This window comes from Skermanella sp. TT6, assembly GCF_016653635.2.
GTDB lineage: Bacteria > Pseudomonadota > Alphaproteobacteria > Azospirillales > Azospirillaceae > Skermanella > Skermanella cutis.
This window is the reverse complement of the sequence record NZ_CP067420.1, coordinates 2,419,985-2,435,693: the sequence shown is the minus strand read 5'-3', so window position 1 is coordinate 2,435,693 and position 15,709 is coordinate 2,419,985. Positions and strand designations below refer to the sequence as shown.

17 protein-coding genes are annotated in these 15,709 nt (G+C 67.4%); 8 read left to right on the top strand and 9 right to left on the bottom strand.

Annotated features, from left to right (window positions below; all coding sequences use genetic code 11):
• Nucleotides 1-5: 5 nt before the first annotated feature.
• Genes denD through ltnD form a run of 4 tightly spaced genes read right to left on the bottom strand, consistent with a single transcriptional unit; the run spans nt 6 to nt 3,990 of the window.
• The gene (denD, locus tag IGS68_RS11465; protein ID WP_201080037.1) at nt 6-962 is read right to left on the bottom strand and encodes a D-erythronate dehydrogenase; all 957 of its coding nucleotides are present in this window, start codon (nt 960-962) and stop codon (nt 6-8) included.
• Nucleotides 963-1,009: 47 nt separating this feature from the next.
• A complete protein-coding gene (locus IGS68_RS11460; protein ID WP_247881283.1) occupies nt 1,010-1,810 on the bottom strand; it encodes a DeoR/GlpR family DNA-binding transcription regulator in 801 nt (266 codons plus the stop codon).
• Between the two features lie 12 nt (nt 1,811-1,822).
• Nucleotides 1,823-3,079 carry a 3-oxo-tetronate kinase gene (gene otnK, locus IGS68_RS11455; RefSeq protein WP_305800088.1) on the bottom strand — a complete coding sequence of 419 codons (1,257 nt, stop codon included), beginning with the start codon at nt 3,077-3,079 and terminating at the stop codon, nt 1,823-1,825.
• Complete coding sequence (ltnD, locus tag IGS68_RS11450) at nt 3,079-3,990, bottom strand: L-threonate dehydrogenase (protein ID WP_201080033.1); 912 nt, start codon at nt 3,988-3,990, stop codon at nt 3,079-3,081. The genes otnK and ltnD overlap by 1 nt, the downstream gene beginning before the upstream one ends.
• A gap of 231 nt (nt 3,991-4,221) precedes the next feature.
• Here ltnD and IGS68_RS11445 point away from each other — a divergent pair, with 231 nt between their 5' ends.
• The 3 genes from IGS68_RS11445 (at nt 4,222) to IGS68_RS11435 (ending at nt 6,178) form a co-directional block, all read left to right on the top strand.
• A complete protein-coding gene (locus tag IGS68_RS11445) occupies nt 4,222-4,506 on the top strand; it encodes a DUF2218 domain-containing protein (RefSeq protein WP_201080031.1) in 285 nt (94 codons plus the stop codon).
• A gap of 120 nt (nt 4,507-4,626) precedes the next feature.
• Nucleotides 4,627-5,733, top strand: a complete 1,107-nt coding sequence (locus IGS68_RS35535; RefSeq protein WP_247881282.1) for a DUF2325 domain-containing protein — start codon at nt 4,627-4,629, stop codon at nt 5,731-5,733.
• A gap of 19 nt (nt 5,734-5,752) precedes the next feature.
• Complete coding sequence (locus IGS68_RS11435) at nt 5,753-6,178, top strand: Fur family transcriptional regulator (RefSeq protein WP_201080029.1); 426 nt, start codon at nt 5,753-5,755, stop codon at nt 6,176-6,178.
• Nucleotides 6,179-6,382: 204 nt separating this feature from the next.
• Here the strand turns inward: IGS68_RS11435 and IGS68_RS11430 are convergent, their stop codons facing one another.
• The 3 genes from IGS68_RS11430 to IGS68_RS11420 form a co-directional block, all read right to left on the bottom strand.
• Nucleotides 6,383-6,682 (bottom strand): hypothetical protein, encoded by a 300-nt coding sequence (locus IGS68_RS11430; RefSeq protein ID WP_201080027.1) that lies wholly within the window; start codon nt 6,680-6,682, stop codon nt 6,383-6,385.
• 185 nt (nt 6,683-6,867) lie between these two features.
• Nucleotides 6,868-7,293, bottom strand: a complete 426-nt coding sequence (locus IGS68_RS11425) for an organic hydroperoxide resistance protein (RefSeq protein WP_201080025.1) — start codon at nt 7,291-7,293, stop codon at nt 6,868-6,870.
• 81 nt (nt 7,294-7,374) lie between these two features.
• Complete coding sequence (locus tag IGS68_RS11420; protein WP_201081743.1) at nt 7,375-7,563, bottom strand: hypothetical protein; 189 nt, start codon at nt 7,561-7,563, stop codon at nt 7,375-7,377.
• A gap of 177 nt (nt 7,564-7,740) precedes the next feature.
• Between IGS68_RS11420 and IGS68_RS11415 the strand changes: the two genes are divergently transcribed.
• From IGS68_RS11415 to IGS68_RS11400, 4 genes are read left to right on the top strand one after another with little or no spacing between them, the layout of a single operon-like run.
• Nucleotides 7,741-8,766 (top strand): ABC transporter substrate-binding protein, encoded by a 1,026-nt coding sequence (locus IGS68_RS11415; protein ID WP_201080023.1) that lies wholly within the window; start codon nt 7,741-7,743, stop codon nt 8,764-8,766.
• Nucleotides 8,767-8,794: 28 nt separating this feature from the next.
• Nucleotides 8,795-10,270 carry a sugar ABC transporter ATP-binding protein gene (locus IGS68_RS11410; protein ID WP_201080021.1) on the top strand — a complete coding sequence of 492 codons (1,476 nt, stop codon included), beginning with the start codon at nt 8,795-8,797 and terminating at the stop codon, nt 10,268-10,270.
• On the top strand, nt 10,267-11,235 hold the full coding sequence (locus tag IGS68_RS11405) for an ABC transporter permease (protein WP_201080019.1): 969 nt from the start codon (nt 10,267-10,269) through the stop codon (nt 11,233-11,235). The genes IGS68_RS11410 and IGS68_RS11405 overlap by 4 nt, the downstream gene beginning before the upstream one ends.
• Nucleotides 11,232-12,185 (top strand): ABC transporter permease, encoded by a 954-nt coding sequence (locus IGS68_RS11400; protein WP_201080017.1) that lies wholly within the window; start codon nt 11,232-11,234, stop codon nt 12,183-12,185. The genes IGS68_RS11405 and IGS68_RS11400 overlap by 4 nt, the downstream gene beginning before the upstream one ends.
• A 514-nt stretch (nt 12,186-12,699) precedes the next feature.
• Here the strand turns inward: IGS68_RS11400 and IGS68_RS11395 are convergent.
• Nucleotides 12,700-13,728: an SDR family oxidoreductase gene (locus IGS68_RS11395; RefSeq protein ID WP_201080015.1), complete on the bottom strand. Its 1,029-nt coding sequence runs from the start codon at nt 13,726-13,728 to the stop codon at nt 12,700-12,702.
• Between the two features lie 226 nt (nt 13,729-13,954).
• Here IGS68_RS11395 and IGS68_RS11390 point away from each other — a divergent pair, with 226 nt between their 5' ends.
• On the top strand, nt 13,955-14,506 hold the full coding sequence (locus IGS68_RS11390; protein WP_201080013.1) for an iron transporter: 552 nt from the start codon (nt 13,955-13,957) through the stop codon (nt 14,504-14,506).
• 9 nt (nt 14,507-14,515) lie between these two features.
• Here IGS68_RS11390 and IGS68_RS36175 read toward each other — a convergent pair whose 3' ends face one another.
• Nucleotides 14,516-15,565 carry a calcium-binding protein gene (locus tag IGS68_RS36175; protein WP_201080010.1) on the bottom strand — a complete coding sequence of 350 codons (1,050 nt, stop codon included), beginning with the start codon at nt 15,563-15,565 and terminating at the stop codon, nt 14,516-14,518.
• Nucleotides 15,566-15,709 lie beyond the last annotated feature (144 nt).

The window sequence follows — 15,709 nt, the reverse complement described above, 5'->3', positions numbered from 1 at the left end:
GAGGCTTAGAGGCCGTGATCGCCCATGTGGCTGCGAACCACGGAGTCGAAGTCGCCGTCCTGACGGAACCCCAGCGACAGGCCGCGGGAGACGTCGAAATCGCCGGGCCAGCTCAGGACGATGTTCTTCACCCGGTCGTCCTCCCGGAAGCCGACGCGGGCACGCGCTTCCTTGCCGCCGACCCGTTCCAGGCTCTCCAGCATTTCGGCGACGGTGACGCTCAGGCCGGGCAGGTTGACGGTGCGATGACCCTCGAACCGCGCGCCTTCGACCGAGCCGGCATGGATCAGGTTCGCGATCACGGTCGCCGGCGAGGAGATCCACAGGCGCGTGCCGGCCGGCACCGGGCAGACGCTTTCGACCCCGGCCAGCGGCTCGCGGATGATGCCGCTGGCGAAGGACGACGCGGCGGCGTTCGGCTTGCCCGGGCGCACCACGATGGTTGGCAGGCGGCAGACCCGGCCGTCCACGAAGCCTTTCCGGGAGAAGTCGTTGACCAGCAGCTCGCCGATCGCCTTCTGCGCCCCGTAGGACGACTGCGGCATCACCGCGATGTCGTCGGGAACCAAGTCGGGCAGCTTGCCGCCGAAGACCGCCAGGGAGCTGGCGAAGACGAAGCGCGGCGGCTTGGGCAGCCGCCGGCAGGCTTCCAGCAGCGTGCGGGTGCCGTCCAGGTTGACCGCCATGCCGAGATCGAAATCGGCCTCCGCCTGCCCGCTGACCACGGCGGCGAGATGGTAGACGGCGACGACGTCCGGGGTGACGATGCTCTCGACGAAGTCCTTGTCGGCGATGTTGCCGATGACCGACCGGACGCGCGGGTCGGTGACCGGACAGGGCGCGAGATCGGCCGAGACGATCGAGGAGAATTCCGGGAAGCCGGGTGCGGCGCCTTGCGACAGCAGCGTGCCGATCAGGCGGGCGCCGAGGAAGCCGGCCCCGCCGGTGACGACGAGTTTCATGGGTGCTCTGTTCTCTTGGGTCGTATTGGTCTTCAGGAGGCCGGGGGTCAAACGGTTTCGGACTCCGCGAACTGGTCCGCGATATGGACGGTTATGCCCATCCTCGCGATGGCGTCGCGCACGTTGGGCGCCAGCCCGGCGTCCGTCACGACGGCGCTGAGGGCGTCCAGCGGCACGGCGTTGAAGGTCCCGACCTTGCCGTACTTGCTGGAATCGGTGACCAGCACGGCCTTGACCGCGCTCTGCACGATCGCCTGCTTGACCGGAACCTTGTTCTCCGCCGGCGTCGAGACCCCGCGCATGCCCCATGACGAGGTGGACAGGAACGCGACGTCGAAATTGTAGCGCCGGACCGCCTGGGCCGCGGTGTCGCCGACGCAGGACTGGTTCTCGCGCTCCACCTCGCCGCCGGTATGGTAGAGCCGGCAGGCGGAGTGGCGGGCCAGATAGCCCGCGACGACGAAATCGTTGGTGACGACGGTGATGTCCGAGCGCTCCGGCAGCCGCCGGGCGATCTCCAGCGTGGTAGTCCCCGCATCCAGGTAGACGACGGCGCCTTCCGGCACCAGGGCCGCCGCGGCGCGGCCGATGGCGGCCTTCTGCTCATGCTGGAGGCGCGACTTGACCACATGCGACGGCTCCACCGAGATCCGCTCCGGAAGCCGCACGCCGCCCGGCACGGTCATGACGTGCCCGTCGCGCTCCAATTGCTGGATGTCGCGACGGACGGTCATGTGGGAGACGCCCAGCAGCGCGGTCAGTTCCGCGATGCTGATGACCCCTCGTCCGGCAAGGCTGGACGTGATGAAGTGCTGGCGCTCGGCCGGGATCATCTGAGCCTTGGCCATGGCGCGCATGCCTCAGCCCTGCCGTTCCTGCGCATCGAAGAAGAAGCGCGGCCCGCCGAAATTGCCTGACTTGAGCGCCAGCGAGATCGGCCGGTCCACCGCCCGCACCCAGGGAACGCCCGGCGCGATCTGCGGGCCGATGTGGAATCCGGTCACGCCCAGCGACTGCACCACCACGCCCGAGGTCTCGCCCCCGGCGACGATGAAGGTATCGGTGCCGTCCTCGGCCAGCAGCTTGGCGAGCCGGCCGAAGGTCCGCTCCACCGCGGCGCTGGCCTGCTCGGCGCCGTACTGCCGCTGGATGCGGCCGAGCGTGTCCGGATCGGTCGTGGCGAAGACCAGCGGCGCCAGGTCGCCGCCCTGCTGGTCCCGGGTCCAGGCGAACAGCTCGTCGGCATAGTCGTCGTCTGTCAGGCAGCGGACGACATCGACCGGACAGGCCGGAGCCTCCTCCTTGTAGGCCGCCACCTGGGCGTTGGTCATCTGGGAGCAGGAGCCGGACAGCACGACCGGGCGCGCGCCGGACGGCTTGCCGGCCGCCGCCGCCTGCTCCGGATCGCTGAGCCGGTCGGTCCAGGCCTTCGCCATGCCGTCGGCCAGACCCGAGCCGCCGGTCACCAGCTTCATGCCGGCGACCGCCTGGCCGACGGTCGCCACGTCCCGGGAGTTCAGCACGTCGAGGACGGCGTAGCGCATGCCCTGCGCCTTCAAGGCTTCCAGGGCCGACTTGACCGCCTCGGGACCCTGGGCAACGTCGTCGCTCCGGACGTTGCCGCACTTGCCCCTGGACTGCGCCTCCATCAGGCGCATCAGGTTGCTGTCGGTCATGGGCGTCACGGGATGGTGGCGCATGCCGGATTCGGCCAGCGGCACGCCGTTGACGAACAGGTAGCCGTTGTAGATCGTCCGCCCGTTGACCGGCAGCGCCGGGCAGATGACCGTCAGCTCCTCGCCCAGGGCATCCAGGAGGGCGTCGGTCACGGGGCCGATATTGCCGCGCGCGGTGCTGTCGAAGGTCGAGCAGTACTTGAAGAAGAACTGCTCGCAGTTGCGCTCGCGCAGCCAGTCCAGCGCCTGGAGGCTCATGGCGACCGCCTCGTCCGGCGGGTTGGAGCGCGACTTGAGGCTGATCACGACGGCGTCGGCCTGGACCTGGAGGTCCTTGTCCGGCACGCCGTTGAGCTGGATGGTGCTGAGCCCGTTGGCGACCAGGAAGCCCGCGATGTCGGTCGCTCCGGTGAAATCGTCGGCGATGATCCCGAGACGCATCACTTGGTCTCCTTTTCCGGCAGGGTGATCCCGGCGAAGGTCTTGATCACGGCGCTGTCGTCCAGCTTGCCGTAGCCGGCGTTGCTCGCGTTGGCGAACATGGTCAAGGCCGTGGAGGCCAGCGGCAGCGGGAACTTGAGCGCGCGCCCGGTCTCGGTCACGAGCCCCAGGTCCTTGACGAAGATGTCCACCGACGAGGTCGGCGTGTAGTCGCCGTCGACCACGTGCTTCATCCGGTTCTGGAACATCCAGGAATTGCCGGCCGCGTTGGTCACCACGTCGTACATCAGGTCGAGCGGGATGCCGGCGCGGGCCGCCAGCGCCATCGCCTCGGCCCCGGCGGCGATGTGGACGCCGGCCAGGAGCTGGTGGATGATCTTGACGGTGGCACCCTGCCCGATCTCCGGCCCGATCTCGTAGACCTTGCCGGCGACGGCGTCCAGCAGGGGGCGCAGCTTGGCGAAGGCTTCGGCGCTGCCGGAAGCCATCACCGTCATCTCGCCGGCCGCCGCCTTGGCGGCACCTCCGGAAACGGGCGCGTCCAGCATCAGAAGGCCGTGCTCGGCGAGCCCCGCCCCGATCGACCGGGCGTCTTCGGCGGAGATCGTCGCGGAGACCATCACGCCGGTCCCGGGCCGAAGCCTCCCGGCGAGCCCGTCGTCCCCGAACAGGACCGCCCGGCATTGCGCGGCGTTGACGACCAGCAGGAGCACGGCGTCGAGCCGGTCGGCGAAGGCCGAGCCGTCGGCGGCGACCTCGACGGCACCCGCGCTCTTGAGATCCGCCCGGGCGGCTTCGTCGAGGTCGATTCCGTAGGTCCGGAGACCGGCGCGGATGCACGACTTCGCCGCTCCCATCCCCATGGAACCGAGCCCGACTACGCAGACATGGTACGCGTTGGCTGCCGCCACGACGATCCTCCGGATGTTATGTTTTGTGCCTGAATGCTTGCTGACCCACCAAGTATCACAAATCGTCAAACTGTAAAGCCGAATTTCACAGATTTTCACATGCGCGAACGGGCTGCACCTTCCGCGACCACGCGAACGCATCTGCGGAATGGATTGCTATCGCGAGTCAGTCGCATTATCAAAGTGACGATCGGCAATTCCTGGCAATCCGGAATCGGAGAAGGCTATCCCATGTTCACATCGGTCTCTCACGTCGCGACCGACAAGGCGGAGCGGTTCATGACCCAGCTCTGCAAGCACTTCGCCCACAAGATCCCGGCGTCATCGGAGAATGGCAGCGGCCGGATCCAGTTCGAGGCCGGCACCTGCCTGCTGGAAGCCGGTCCCGAGTTCCTGACCCTGAGGGTCGAGGCCGAAAGCGAGGACCAGAGGGCCATCGTCGAAGACGTGGTGAAGAGCCACCTGGAACGCTTCATGTGGAAGGAGCCGGCGGAGATCACCTGGAACAAGGCGTGACCCAACCTCTCGCTAGATAATGAGAATGATTTGCATCCACACCGTGGATCTGTATCATGATCGGGCTTCCGGGATCGATCGATGCGAGGAAACATGTGCGAGCAGTGCGAAGCTGGACCGGTGGAACTGCCTGACGCGGCCAAGGGGCGGCGCAAGCTCTGGGAAATCGCCCAGCACCTGCACTGTTCGATCATCGGAACGTGCCTGTCGATGGATGATCTGCGCAAGCTGACCCGTAAGGGCGGAATGCGGGTTGCCGACGATGCGACGGATTACTGCATCCACAGCTACTATGTCCGGGAGGCCGGATCGAACGGCAAGCTCGGGCGTCTCCTCCACAAGATGCTGGACGACAAGCATGCCGTGGATATCCGCCGGTTCTCCGCCGCCGGCGATGCCGCCCAGGTCGAGGCCTTGTGGAACAAGGCGTTCGACAGCGGCCGGGTAGCCGGCGCCTACTGGGCGGTCATGAGCCTGCGCGCGGTGCCGCAGGAGCTGGTGACGACCGCCTACGGGCAGGTCCACATGCTCTCCCACGTCCTGGGCAGCTACAACCGCAACGCCATCCAGCGCGTCGCGGCGGCCGAGAAGCAGATCGTCGAGCTGACGCGGCAGCGGGACGCCGCCCAGGCCGCGAAGCTGGAGCTGGAGCGCACGAAGGAGAAGCAGATCCGCGACCTGGAAGCGGAACTGCTCCGGGCGCGCTGCAACGCTCCGGCGCAGCCGGTCCCTTCGGATCCGCGCGGGACGGCCGCCTTGAAGTCGCGCCTGGCCCGGGCCGAGCAGCGCCTTTCGGCCGAGCGGGAGCGCCGCCGCGCGGCCGAGGCCCGCATTGCCCGGCTGGAGCTTATGGATGAGGGGGAGATGGCGCAGCAGCCCCCCGCCGCCGCCCGGCCCGCCGAGACGCCGGCCACGATCGACGTCGCCGGCCAATGCGTTCTCTATGTGGGCGGCCGGCAGGCCCTGGTTCCCCACATCCGTTCCGCGGTCGAGCGGCGGCAGGGCCGCCTGCTGCACCACGACGGCGGCCTGGAGCAGGCGCCCAGGATCCTGGAAAACCTGGTGACCCAGGCGGACATGGTGTTCTGCCCGCTGGACTGCGTCAGCCATGCCGCCTGCCTGCGGGTCAAGCGCCTGTGCCAGCGGCTGGACAAGCCCTTCCTTCTCCTGCGCAGCAGCGGAGCCAGCTCGCTGGTCCGGGCGCTGCGGTCGGATGCCCATCCCTGAATTCCGGAGAGACGAAACGATGACGTCCCATATCGAGCAGCTCTGCATCGAAAAAGGATTGAAGATGACCGACCAGCGCCGGGTGGTCGCCCGCGTGCTGTCGGAAGCGACCGACCATCCGGACGTGGAGCAGGTCCATATCCGGGCGATGCAGATCGACCCGAACATCAGCATCGCCACCGTCTACCGGTCCCTTCGTCTCCTGGAGGAAGCCAGCATCATCGAGCGGCTCGATTTCGGCGACGGCCGCGCCCGGTTCGAGGAGGCGTGCGAGCGCCATCACCATCACCTGATCGACATCCAGACCGGCGAGGTGATCGAGTTCATGAACGATGAGATCGAGGAGCTGAAGAAGAAGATCGCCCACGACCTCAACTACCGCCTGATCGGCCACCGGCTGGAGCTGTACGGCATCAAGCGCCGTCCGGAACCGGAGGAGTCCTGAGGGATTTCACCGGTAAACCCGTTTCAGTCGCGGCAGGTCGGCCGCGGCCGGAGGACGGCGGAGTTCGCTCGCACCGGCCACGGGGTCTGGATATACCTGCGCGCATGGGGCGACCGCTTCTTCGGAAGTATCGACCCCGCGAGCCGGGAGCCCTCGTGCCGCCCGGCTCCACCCTTTCCTTGAAATTCAGGTTGATCTCCCCGCTTACGCCGGGATGACGTAGGTCTGGACCATGGCGATACCATCCGCGGTGGACTCGGCCTGGTAGCTGAACGGCTGCGTGACGGATCCGATCGTCAGGGAGCCCTGGAAGTTCGCCGGGCCGCCCCAGTTGATGCCGAGCACCACCAGGGTGTTCAGGCCCTGGATGAGGTAGTCGTCAAGCGCGACCACGTCGTCGAGGGTCGGATCGCCGTCGGTCCTGCGGTCGTAAACCATCAGGCCGTTCAGAAAAGCGCTTACCTCGTTGTCAGCGCGGGTGACAGCAAGAACAACTTTTGCCATGTAAAACACTCCTTTGAATTTCAGCTATAGCATCAAGCCGAAATCCCAATGGAGCGTTAAGACACCAATTACAGGACATATTTAAAGATAACGCTTTTGAAATTTTTGTGAATACTTGCGCGTTCGTTTCATTGCATGGTGGTCCGATGCGGGCCGGGCGCACCGATGCGCCCGGCCCCGTCCCGTCAGACGACGGTGGTCTTCACGTCGATGTTGCCGCGGGTCGCGTTCGAGTAGGGGCACACCTGATGCGCCTTCTCGACGATCCCCTCGGCCTGGGCATGGTCGAGGCCCGGCAGGGACACCCGCAGGGCCACGGCGAGCCCGAAACCGCCTTCCGACCGCGGGCCGATCCCGACCGACGCGGTGACCGAGGTGTCGGCCGGCATCTTCACCTTCTCCTGGCCGGCGACCACCTTCATGGCGCCGATGAAGCAGGCGGCATAACCGGCGGCGAACAGCTGCTCGGGATTGTTCCCCTCGCCGCCCGCGCCGCCAAGTTCCTTGGGCGTCGCGAGCTTGACTTCAAACGTGCCGTCCGTCGTCGCGGCCCGGCCATCCCGGCCGCCGGTGGCCGTCGCCTCTGCGGTGTATTTCACATCAACTGGCATGTTCTATCCTCCCGATTTGATTGAGAATTGACTGTTCGGCGGGACTGCCATGCTAGCAGCCGTCGCCGCCCCTGTCTCGGCCTAGGTGACATACAGCATGTCGGAATGTTTTGATGCCTTGTTCTTGTAATATACGTCGAGGAACACAGCGGCAGGCAGAACGAGGCCTTTGACGACCGGCCGCCGGTCGATGCCAACTCCGATGATCGACATGCCGTTGTTGATGGCGCCCGTGATGGGATGGGCGTCATTTCCCTTGGGGTTCCCCATGGGAAACCATCCGGCGTAAGACGACCGGGCAGCCCCGGGGGCGGCTTGACGCCGGCGGGATTTCAGCTTAGCGTTAGTTTGACACGCGAATTAATTAAGTCAAGAACATGTCGCGGGCCAGGCGAACAGGCCGGCATTAAGCTGTCGGCAAGAAGAACAGCTTCGGAGGGAACGTTGATGAAGACCAGGGTCGCACTCGCCGCGGTAGTCGCGGCATCCTGCCTGTCCGCCACCTGCCTGGCCGGACCGGCTTTCGCCGATACGTCATCGAAGAAGATCGCGCTATCGAATAATTACGCAGGTAACTCCTGGCGGCAGGCCATGTTGAAGAGTTGGGCGACCGTGACGTCCAAGGCGGTCGCCGACGGAGTCGTCGCCGATGCCGCCGCCTTCACCACGGCGGAGAACCAGGCGACGGAGCAGGCGGCGCAGATCCAGAACCTCATCCTCCAGGGGTACGACGCGATCGTCGTCAACGCCGCCTCGCCCACCGCGCTGAACGGCGCGGTCAAGGAGGCCTGCGACGCCGGCGTGACGGTCGTCTCGTTCGACGGCATCGTGACCGAACCCTGCGCGTGGCGGGTCGCCGTCGATTTCCGGAAGATGGGGGAGATCCAGGTCGACTACCTGGCCGAGCGCTTCCCGGAGGGCGGGAACCTGCTGGAGATCCGCGGCCTGGCCGGCGTCTTCGTGGACGACGAGATCCACAAGGGCATCGAGGACGGCGTGAAGAAACACCCGCAATTCAGCATCGTTTCCTCGGTGCATGGCGACTGGGCCCAGGAAGTCGCCCAGAAGGCGGTGGCGGGCGTCCTGCCGACCCTGCCGGAGATCAAGGCCGTGGTGACCCAGGGCGGCGATGGCTACGGGGCCGCCCAGGCCTTCAAGGGGGCGGGCCGCGAGGTGCCGACCATCATCATGGGCAACCGGCACGACGAGCTGCTGTGGTGGAAGGACCAGAAGGAGGCGACCGGCTACGAGACCATGTCCGTCTCCATCGCGCCCGGCGTCGGCACCCTTGCCTTCTGGGTCGCCCAGCAGATCCTCGACGGGAAGGAGGTTCCCAAGGACCTGATCGTGCCCTTCCTGTCGGTGGAGCAGGACACCCTGGACGAGCGGCTGGCCCAGACCGAGAAGGGCGGCGTCACCAACGTCGAGTACAGCCTGACCGACGCCCAGGCGGTGATCTCGGGCGCCAAGTAAGGTCGGATCGCGCGACTTGGACACATTGATGAAGACCGGCACCGAAGCGGCCCTGCGGCTCGACGGCGTCCGCAAGAGCTTCGGCGCCGTCCGCGCGCTGGCCGGCGTGAGCCTCGCCATCGCGCCGGGCGAGCGCCTGGGCCTGGTTGGCCACAACGGGGCCGGCAAATCCACGCTGATGCATGTCCTGGCCGGGGTGCTTCGCCCCGACGCGGGCACCATCGCCGCCGACGGGCGGGAGGTCGCCGACTACGGCACCGCCGTCGCCGGCGGGATGGGCGTGCGCTGCGTCTTCCAGGAACTCTCCCTCTGCCCTAACCTCAGCGTCGCCGAGAATGTCCGGGTGCTTCACCCGAAGCTCCGCGGCTGGGGCTGGCGCCGCCGGGCGGCCGGGCTGATCCTCGGCCAGCTCGACGCGATCTTCCCCGGCCACGGCGTCGATCCCGGGGCGACCGTGGCCGACCTGACGCTGGGCCGCCGGCAGATGGTGGAGATCGCGCGGGCCTTCACGGTCACGGACACGCCGCTGCGCCTGGTGATCCTGGACGAGCCGACCTCGTCTCTGGACGCCACGGCGGCGGAACAGCTCCTGACCTTCCTGCGCCACGCCGACCAGCGGGGCGTCGCCACCGTCTTCATCTCCCATATCCTGCCGGAGATCCTGGCCGCCGCCGAGCGGGTCGTGGTGATGCGCGAGGGACTGGTCGTGCTGGACCGGCCGGCATCCGGCCTCGGCCGGAAGGCCATCGTCGAGAGCATGGGCGCCGAGGAACAGCAGCCGGGCGGGCCGGGAACCGCGCGCCCGGTCCGGCCGGCAGGCAGGCCGCGCGCCGTGCTGGCCGGATCGCCGGTCCCCGGCGGCATCGACCTGACGGCCGACAGGGGCGACATCGTGGGCCTCGCCGGGCTGGCGGGACATGGGCAGACGGCCATGCTGCTCCGCCTGTTCGACGCCCGGGGCCGCAGGGACCCTTCGACCGTGGTGGAGAGCCCGGTCGCCCTGGTCCCGGGCGACCGCCAGTCCGACGGGGTCTTCCCGCTCTGGTCCATCGCCCGCAACATTTCCGTCCGCTCGCTGGCGAACCTGCGCCGGGCCGGCCTGATCGACCCGGCGCGCGAAGCGGCGCTGGCCCGGACCTGGCGGGAACGGATCGGCATCCGGACGCCCGACCTGGACCTGGGCATCCTGTCGCTGTCGGGCGGCAACCAGCAAAAGGCGCTGTTCGCCCGCGCGCTGGCGTCGGATGCCGGGATCATCCTGATGGACGATCCCATGCGCGGCGTCGACATCTCGACCAAGTCGGAAGTCTACCGTTTCATCCGGGCGGAAGCCGAGCGCGGCCGGACTTTCCTCTGGTACTCGACCGAGATGGAGGAGCTGTTCCACTGCGACCGCGTCTATGTGTTCCACCAGGGCCGGATCGTCGCCCACCTGCCGCGTGACCGGATGACCGAAGCCTCGATCCTGCGCGCCTCCTACGCCGAAGGGGAGGACGCCGCATGAGCGCCCCGGCCGCTCCCGCCGTCCGACGCGGCACCCGGATCGATCCGGTCAGGCTGCTCCGGACCTTGCTGCCAGCGATCGCCCTGGCGCTGATGCTGACGGTGATCTTCTCCCAGCAGCCGCGCGCCATGAGCTATGTCGGCCTGACGCTTCTGCTGAACCTGGCGGTCCCGGTGATCCTGGCGACCCTGGCCCAGCTCTGCGTCATCACCGTCGGCGACCTGGACCTGTCGATCGGCAGCTTCGTCGGCCTGTGCGCCTGCATCGCGGCGACGCTGCTCCACCAGACGCCTTTCCTGGGCGTGCTGGCGCTGGCCGCCGCCGTCGCGGCCTACGGGCTGGTCGGCGCCCTGATCCACTGGCGCAACCTGCCCTCCATCGTGGTGACCCTGGGGCTGTCCTTCATCTGGACCGGGCTCGCCGTCCTGATCCTGCCGACCCCTGGGGGACGCGCGCCGGAATACCTGACCGCCGTCATGAAGTGGAAGCCCGACTACGTGCCGCTGCCGATCCTCTACGCGGCGGCGCTGGGCATCGCCCTCCACCTGCTGATGCGATCGTCCTTCGGAACGATCCTGCGGGGCGCCGGCGGCAACCCCAAGGCCCTGGCGAACGCGGGATGGTCGCTGCTGCGGGCGCGGGTGACGCTGTACCTGATCGCCGGCGGCCTGGGCACCCTGTCCGGCCTCGCCCTGGTGGGCCTGACCACCTCGGGCGACGCCAACATGGCGCTCCGCTACACGCTGATGTCGATCGCCGGGGTGATCCTGGGGGGAGGCGAGTTCACCGGCGGCCGGGTCAATCCCGTCGGCGCCGTCCTGGGCGCCATGACGCTGACGCTGGCCGGTTCCTTCCTGACCTTCATGCACATCCCGCCGGACTGGCAGATCGGCGCCCAGGGGGCGATCCTCATCGTCGTGCTGGCGCTCCGCGCCGTGCTGAACCGGGCGGAGGAACGGGCATGACCGCCCTGTCGCCGAAGCACCGGATGGCGGTGCCGGTCTGGGTGTGGCCGCTGGCGGCGGCCGCGGCGATCCTGGCGATCACCCTGGCCTATTCCGGCGGACAGGGTGCGGTGGAGATCGCGGCGGCGGCGGTGACCTTCTCGGCATTGTTCGTGATCGTCGGGCTCGGGCAGATGCTGGTGATCACCTCCGGCCCCGGCAACGTGGACTTGTCGATCCCGGCGGCCATCTCGCTGTCCGGCGCCATCGCCATGAAGGTGATGGACGGCAGCGACGCCCTGATCGCCGCCGGCCTCGCCGCCGCGCTGGGTGCCGCCATGCTGCTGGGGGTCGCCAACTACCTGCTGATCCGGCTGCTGCGGATCCCGCCGATCATCGCCACCTTGTCCAGCGCGCTGATCGTCCAGTCCGTCGCGATCGCCTACGGCCGGGGGCTGAAGATCAAGCCGCCGCCGGTGTTCGCCGACTTCTGCACCGGCCGCACGCTGGGCGTCCCCAACCTGGCTCTGGTCGCGGCGGCGCTGACCGCGCTGGTGCTGCTGGTCCTGTCGCGCACCGTCTATGGCCGCACGCTGCTGGCGCTGGGCCAGAACCCGAGGGCGGCCCGGCTGGCCGGCACTCCGGTGGCATGGACGCGGCTGACGACCTCCGTCGCGTCGGCCACCCTGGCCGGCCTGTGCGGAACCCTGCTGGCGGGGTTCTCCGGCGGGTCGTCGCTGAACATGGGGGAAGAGTACCTGCTCGCCTCCATCGCGGTCACCGTGATCGGCGGGACCAGCGTGGCCGGCGGCCGTGCCGAGCCGCTGGGGATCTGGGGCGCCGCGCTGCTGCTGTTCCTGATCGTGACGATGCTGAACACCTTCGGCCTGAGCGCCGGAGTTCGCCTCGTCGCGACGGGCATCATCATCGTCGCCGTGATCGCCATCGGTGGCGGAGCGAAGCGGACCTGACCCGGCGGACGTTCCGGCACGGAAGAAAAAGCGCGAAAATCGGATTCCGCGCCATTTTTCCAGTGAACCAAATCGGCCCTGGTCCGTTTTTGCAGTGCGGTAGTGATACCGCATACGCCTTCTTGGGCGTTTCCTCCCTAGACTCCAGGCCGTCCCTAAGGACGGCCTATTTTTTTGCATGTTTTCGGAAGAATTGACACATAGTCTTAAGCATATACTCTTTGGTTGAAGGCGTTGATTGGGGATCCACCTATCTGTCAGGGACGGCCTGTCGGAGAAGCTGGTGGCTCGGCACAGTGATCATGATCGGTTTGCCGTAGGTCGGCCTCGGCCGAAGGCCGACCAACGCCACTCCGCTCCACAGAACTCATCAGAATCACTGGGCGGCACCACTCGTTTTCCATGCGGAAGACATCGATTGCCGGAACCGCCCTGATGATGCTCATGGGCGTCGGAATCCGGCACGGACACCCTGGTGGTGGTCCGCACCGGCCGGGACTGACGGAGGACGGGCCTACGGGGTCGGGTTGCCGCCGGTCGCGCCGTACACCTCGCCGGTGACGAAGCTGGACTCCTGGGAGGCGAGCAGGACATAGGTCGGTCCCAGTTCCGCGGGCTGTCCGGGCCGGCCGAACGGTGAATCCTCCCCGAAAGTCGTGATCTTGTCCGGCGGCTGCCCGCCGCTCGGCTGGAGCGGCGTCCAGAACGGGCCGGGCGCCACCGCGTTCACCCGGATCCCCTTCTGGACGAGCTGCTTCGCCATGGCCTTGGTGAAGGAGACGATGCAGGCCTTGGTCTGGGCATAATCGAGCAGGTTCGCCGAGGGCTCGTAAGCCTGGATCGACGACGTGTTGATGATCGTCGCTCCCTCGGCGAGGTGCGGCAGGGCCGCCTTGGTGATCCAGAACATCGCGTAGACGTTGGTCTTGAACGTCGAATCGAACTGCTCGGTGGTGATGTCCAGGATCGACTGCCGCGACGCCTGCTGGGCCGCGTTGTTCACCAGGATGTCCAGCCCGCCGAGCCCCTCGACGGCCCTGGCGACGAGTTGGCCGCAGAAGCCCTCGTCCCGGACGTCGCCGGGGATCGCGACCGCCTTCCGGCCTTCCGCCTCGATCAGTTGCACGACCTCGCGGGCGTCCGGCTCCTCCACGGGAAGGTAGTTGATCGCGACGTCGGCCCCCTCGCGGGCGAACGCGATGGCCGCGGCGCGGCCGATGCCGCTGTCGCCGCCGGTGACCAGCGCCTTGCGGCCGATCAGCTTGCCGGCACCCCTGTAGCTCTTCTCGCCATGGTCGGGCCGCGGCTCCATCTTCGAGGCGAGCCCCGGCGGCTCCTGCTGCTGCTGAGGAAATGGCGGTTTCGGATACTGGGTCAGCGGGTTCCGCTTGGCTGCCTGCGGCGGAACGGCGGCGGCGCCCCCGGCCTGCTGCGCGGCCGCCGGGGATATTCCCGGCATAGCGGCTGCGGCGGCCATCCCTGCGCCCATTCCGCCGAGGACGGCGCGACGGGACGGCGAACTGGTGGTGTCGTTCGGATCCATGGCGTTGCTTCCGCGAGTGTTTCGTAGGGTGAACGCGATGCGTCCACGTGCCGACCAACAACGGATGGGCGCCGCGATGCGCCGTTTCGATCGTGGTATCCCGCCTGCCCGGAAGACTCCAATTCGCGAGCGACGGCTCCCCGTGGCCAGTTCGCGTGTTCCAGGAGAGACGGTCCGTCCCCGAGACGGATCGATACGGCAACCCCGAACAGGAGAGCGAAGCCAGATGACCGCGAACCCTCACCGCGAACGCCCCAGCGACGAGGCCAACAGCAAGCAGCTCGCCATCGCCCGGCGCGAGGGAGCCGCATACCAGGAAGGCCTGCGCGTCATGGCGACCGAGGTCGCCGACACCGGCGGCACCCAGCAGGCCGGCGACTACATCGTGGGCTTCGCCCAGGAACGCGCCGAGGGCATGTACCACCTGCGCGGCGAGGGCAAGCTGGAATGGATGGAGCCGGAGGATGAGAACTGCCACCTGGAAGTCTCCGTCTCCGACGCGGGTGACGGACGCTTCATTCCCTATCTGACGATCTACGCGACCCTCACCAAGGACAGCGGCGAGGTGGTCGGGCCGACCCGGATGCCGTTCGTCTGGCACCCGGGCCTGTATCACTACGGCGCCAACCTCAAGGTGCCGGGAGACGGTACCTACGACCTCGCCGTCAAGATCGAACCGCCCGACTTCATGCGGCACGACGAAGTCAACGGTAAGCGCTATGCCGAAACCGTCGAGGTTTCCTTCCCCCGGGTGCGGATCACGACCGGACGCGAGTAGCGCCCGGCGTCAGACGAAGAAGTAATCCAGCCCGAACACGAGGCCGGACGCGTCCACCGTCAGCACCGCGTCGGTATCGTCGTCCAGGAAGTCGAAGGTCGTGAAGCCGGCGCCTTCCGTGACCTTGATCCTGTCCGGAGTGGCGGGCAGCTGCAGTTCGAGCGTGTCTCCGCCCGCCCTGCCCGCCCCTTCGAACCGGGAGATCGTCTCCCCCAGCATATCGGGCAGATAGTCGCTGAACACGTCGTCGCCGGATCCTCCGACCATCCAGTCCACGCCGGCGCCGCCGCTGATCCAATCCTTCCCGGCCCCGCCATAGAGTTCGTCGTCACCGTCGCCGCCGCCGATGACGTCGTCGCCGTTCCTGCCGAATAGCACCTGTCGGCCGGATCCTCCGACCAGGAAGTCGTCGTGCCGGGTCGCGAGGACGGTGTAATCGATCTCCTGCTCGCCCCGCGTCTCGATGACGACCCGCCCCAGGCTGGAAATCTCGAAACGCTCGATGCCGTCGACGGGGGCGAAGATGTACGGCGCATCCTCCGGCGTGGAATTGCCGACCAGCAGGCTCAGAGTCCCCTCCTCTGCCAGGATTCCGACCTCGCCCCGGAACGGGCCGTCCCATCCCCCCTCGAAATCATCGATGTAATGGAGCACCTCGCTGTTGACGCGCAGCGTGTCCCGGCCGGCGCCGCCGTCCAGTTCGGGACCGGGAACGAACTGGTCCCGCAGTTCGACCGGTCCGGTATTCCATACCAGGATGTCGTTTCCATCCCCCCCGTGGAGTTTGTCGGCACCGGTACCGCCGTCGAGATAATCGTTGCCGGCCCCGCCGAAGAGCCTGTCGGCTCCGCTCCCCCCGTAAAGGCTGTCGCGGCCTGCCCCTCCCCGAAGGACATCGTTGCCGGCGCCCCCCCGGAGATCGTCCCTGCCGCTCCCCCCGTTCAGCACGTCCGATCCGGCCAGCCCCCTGATGATGTCGTTGCCTGCCAGTCCGTTGAGTACGTCGTCCTTCGGCGTTCCAACCAGAACGTCCGGACCGTTCGTTCCATCCTTCCGCATCGTCGGCTCCCGTTCTGTTTCTTTTTGGCGTGGCTTCGAAGGCCGATGGCGGCCAAAAAACAAGGATACGATCAAATATACAAATCTGGCATTGCAGTACCGTGTTCATGCAAACACGAAACGTCAACGCTGTCATTGGAGATT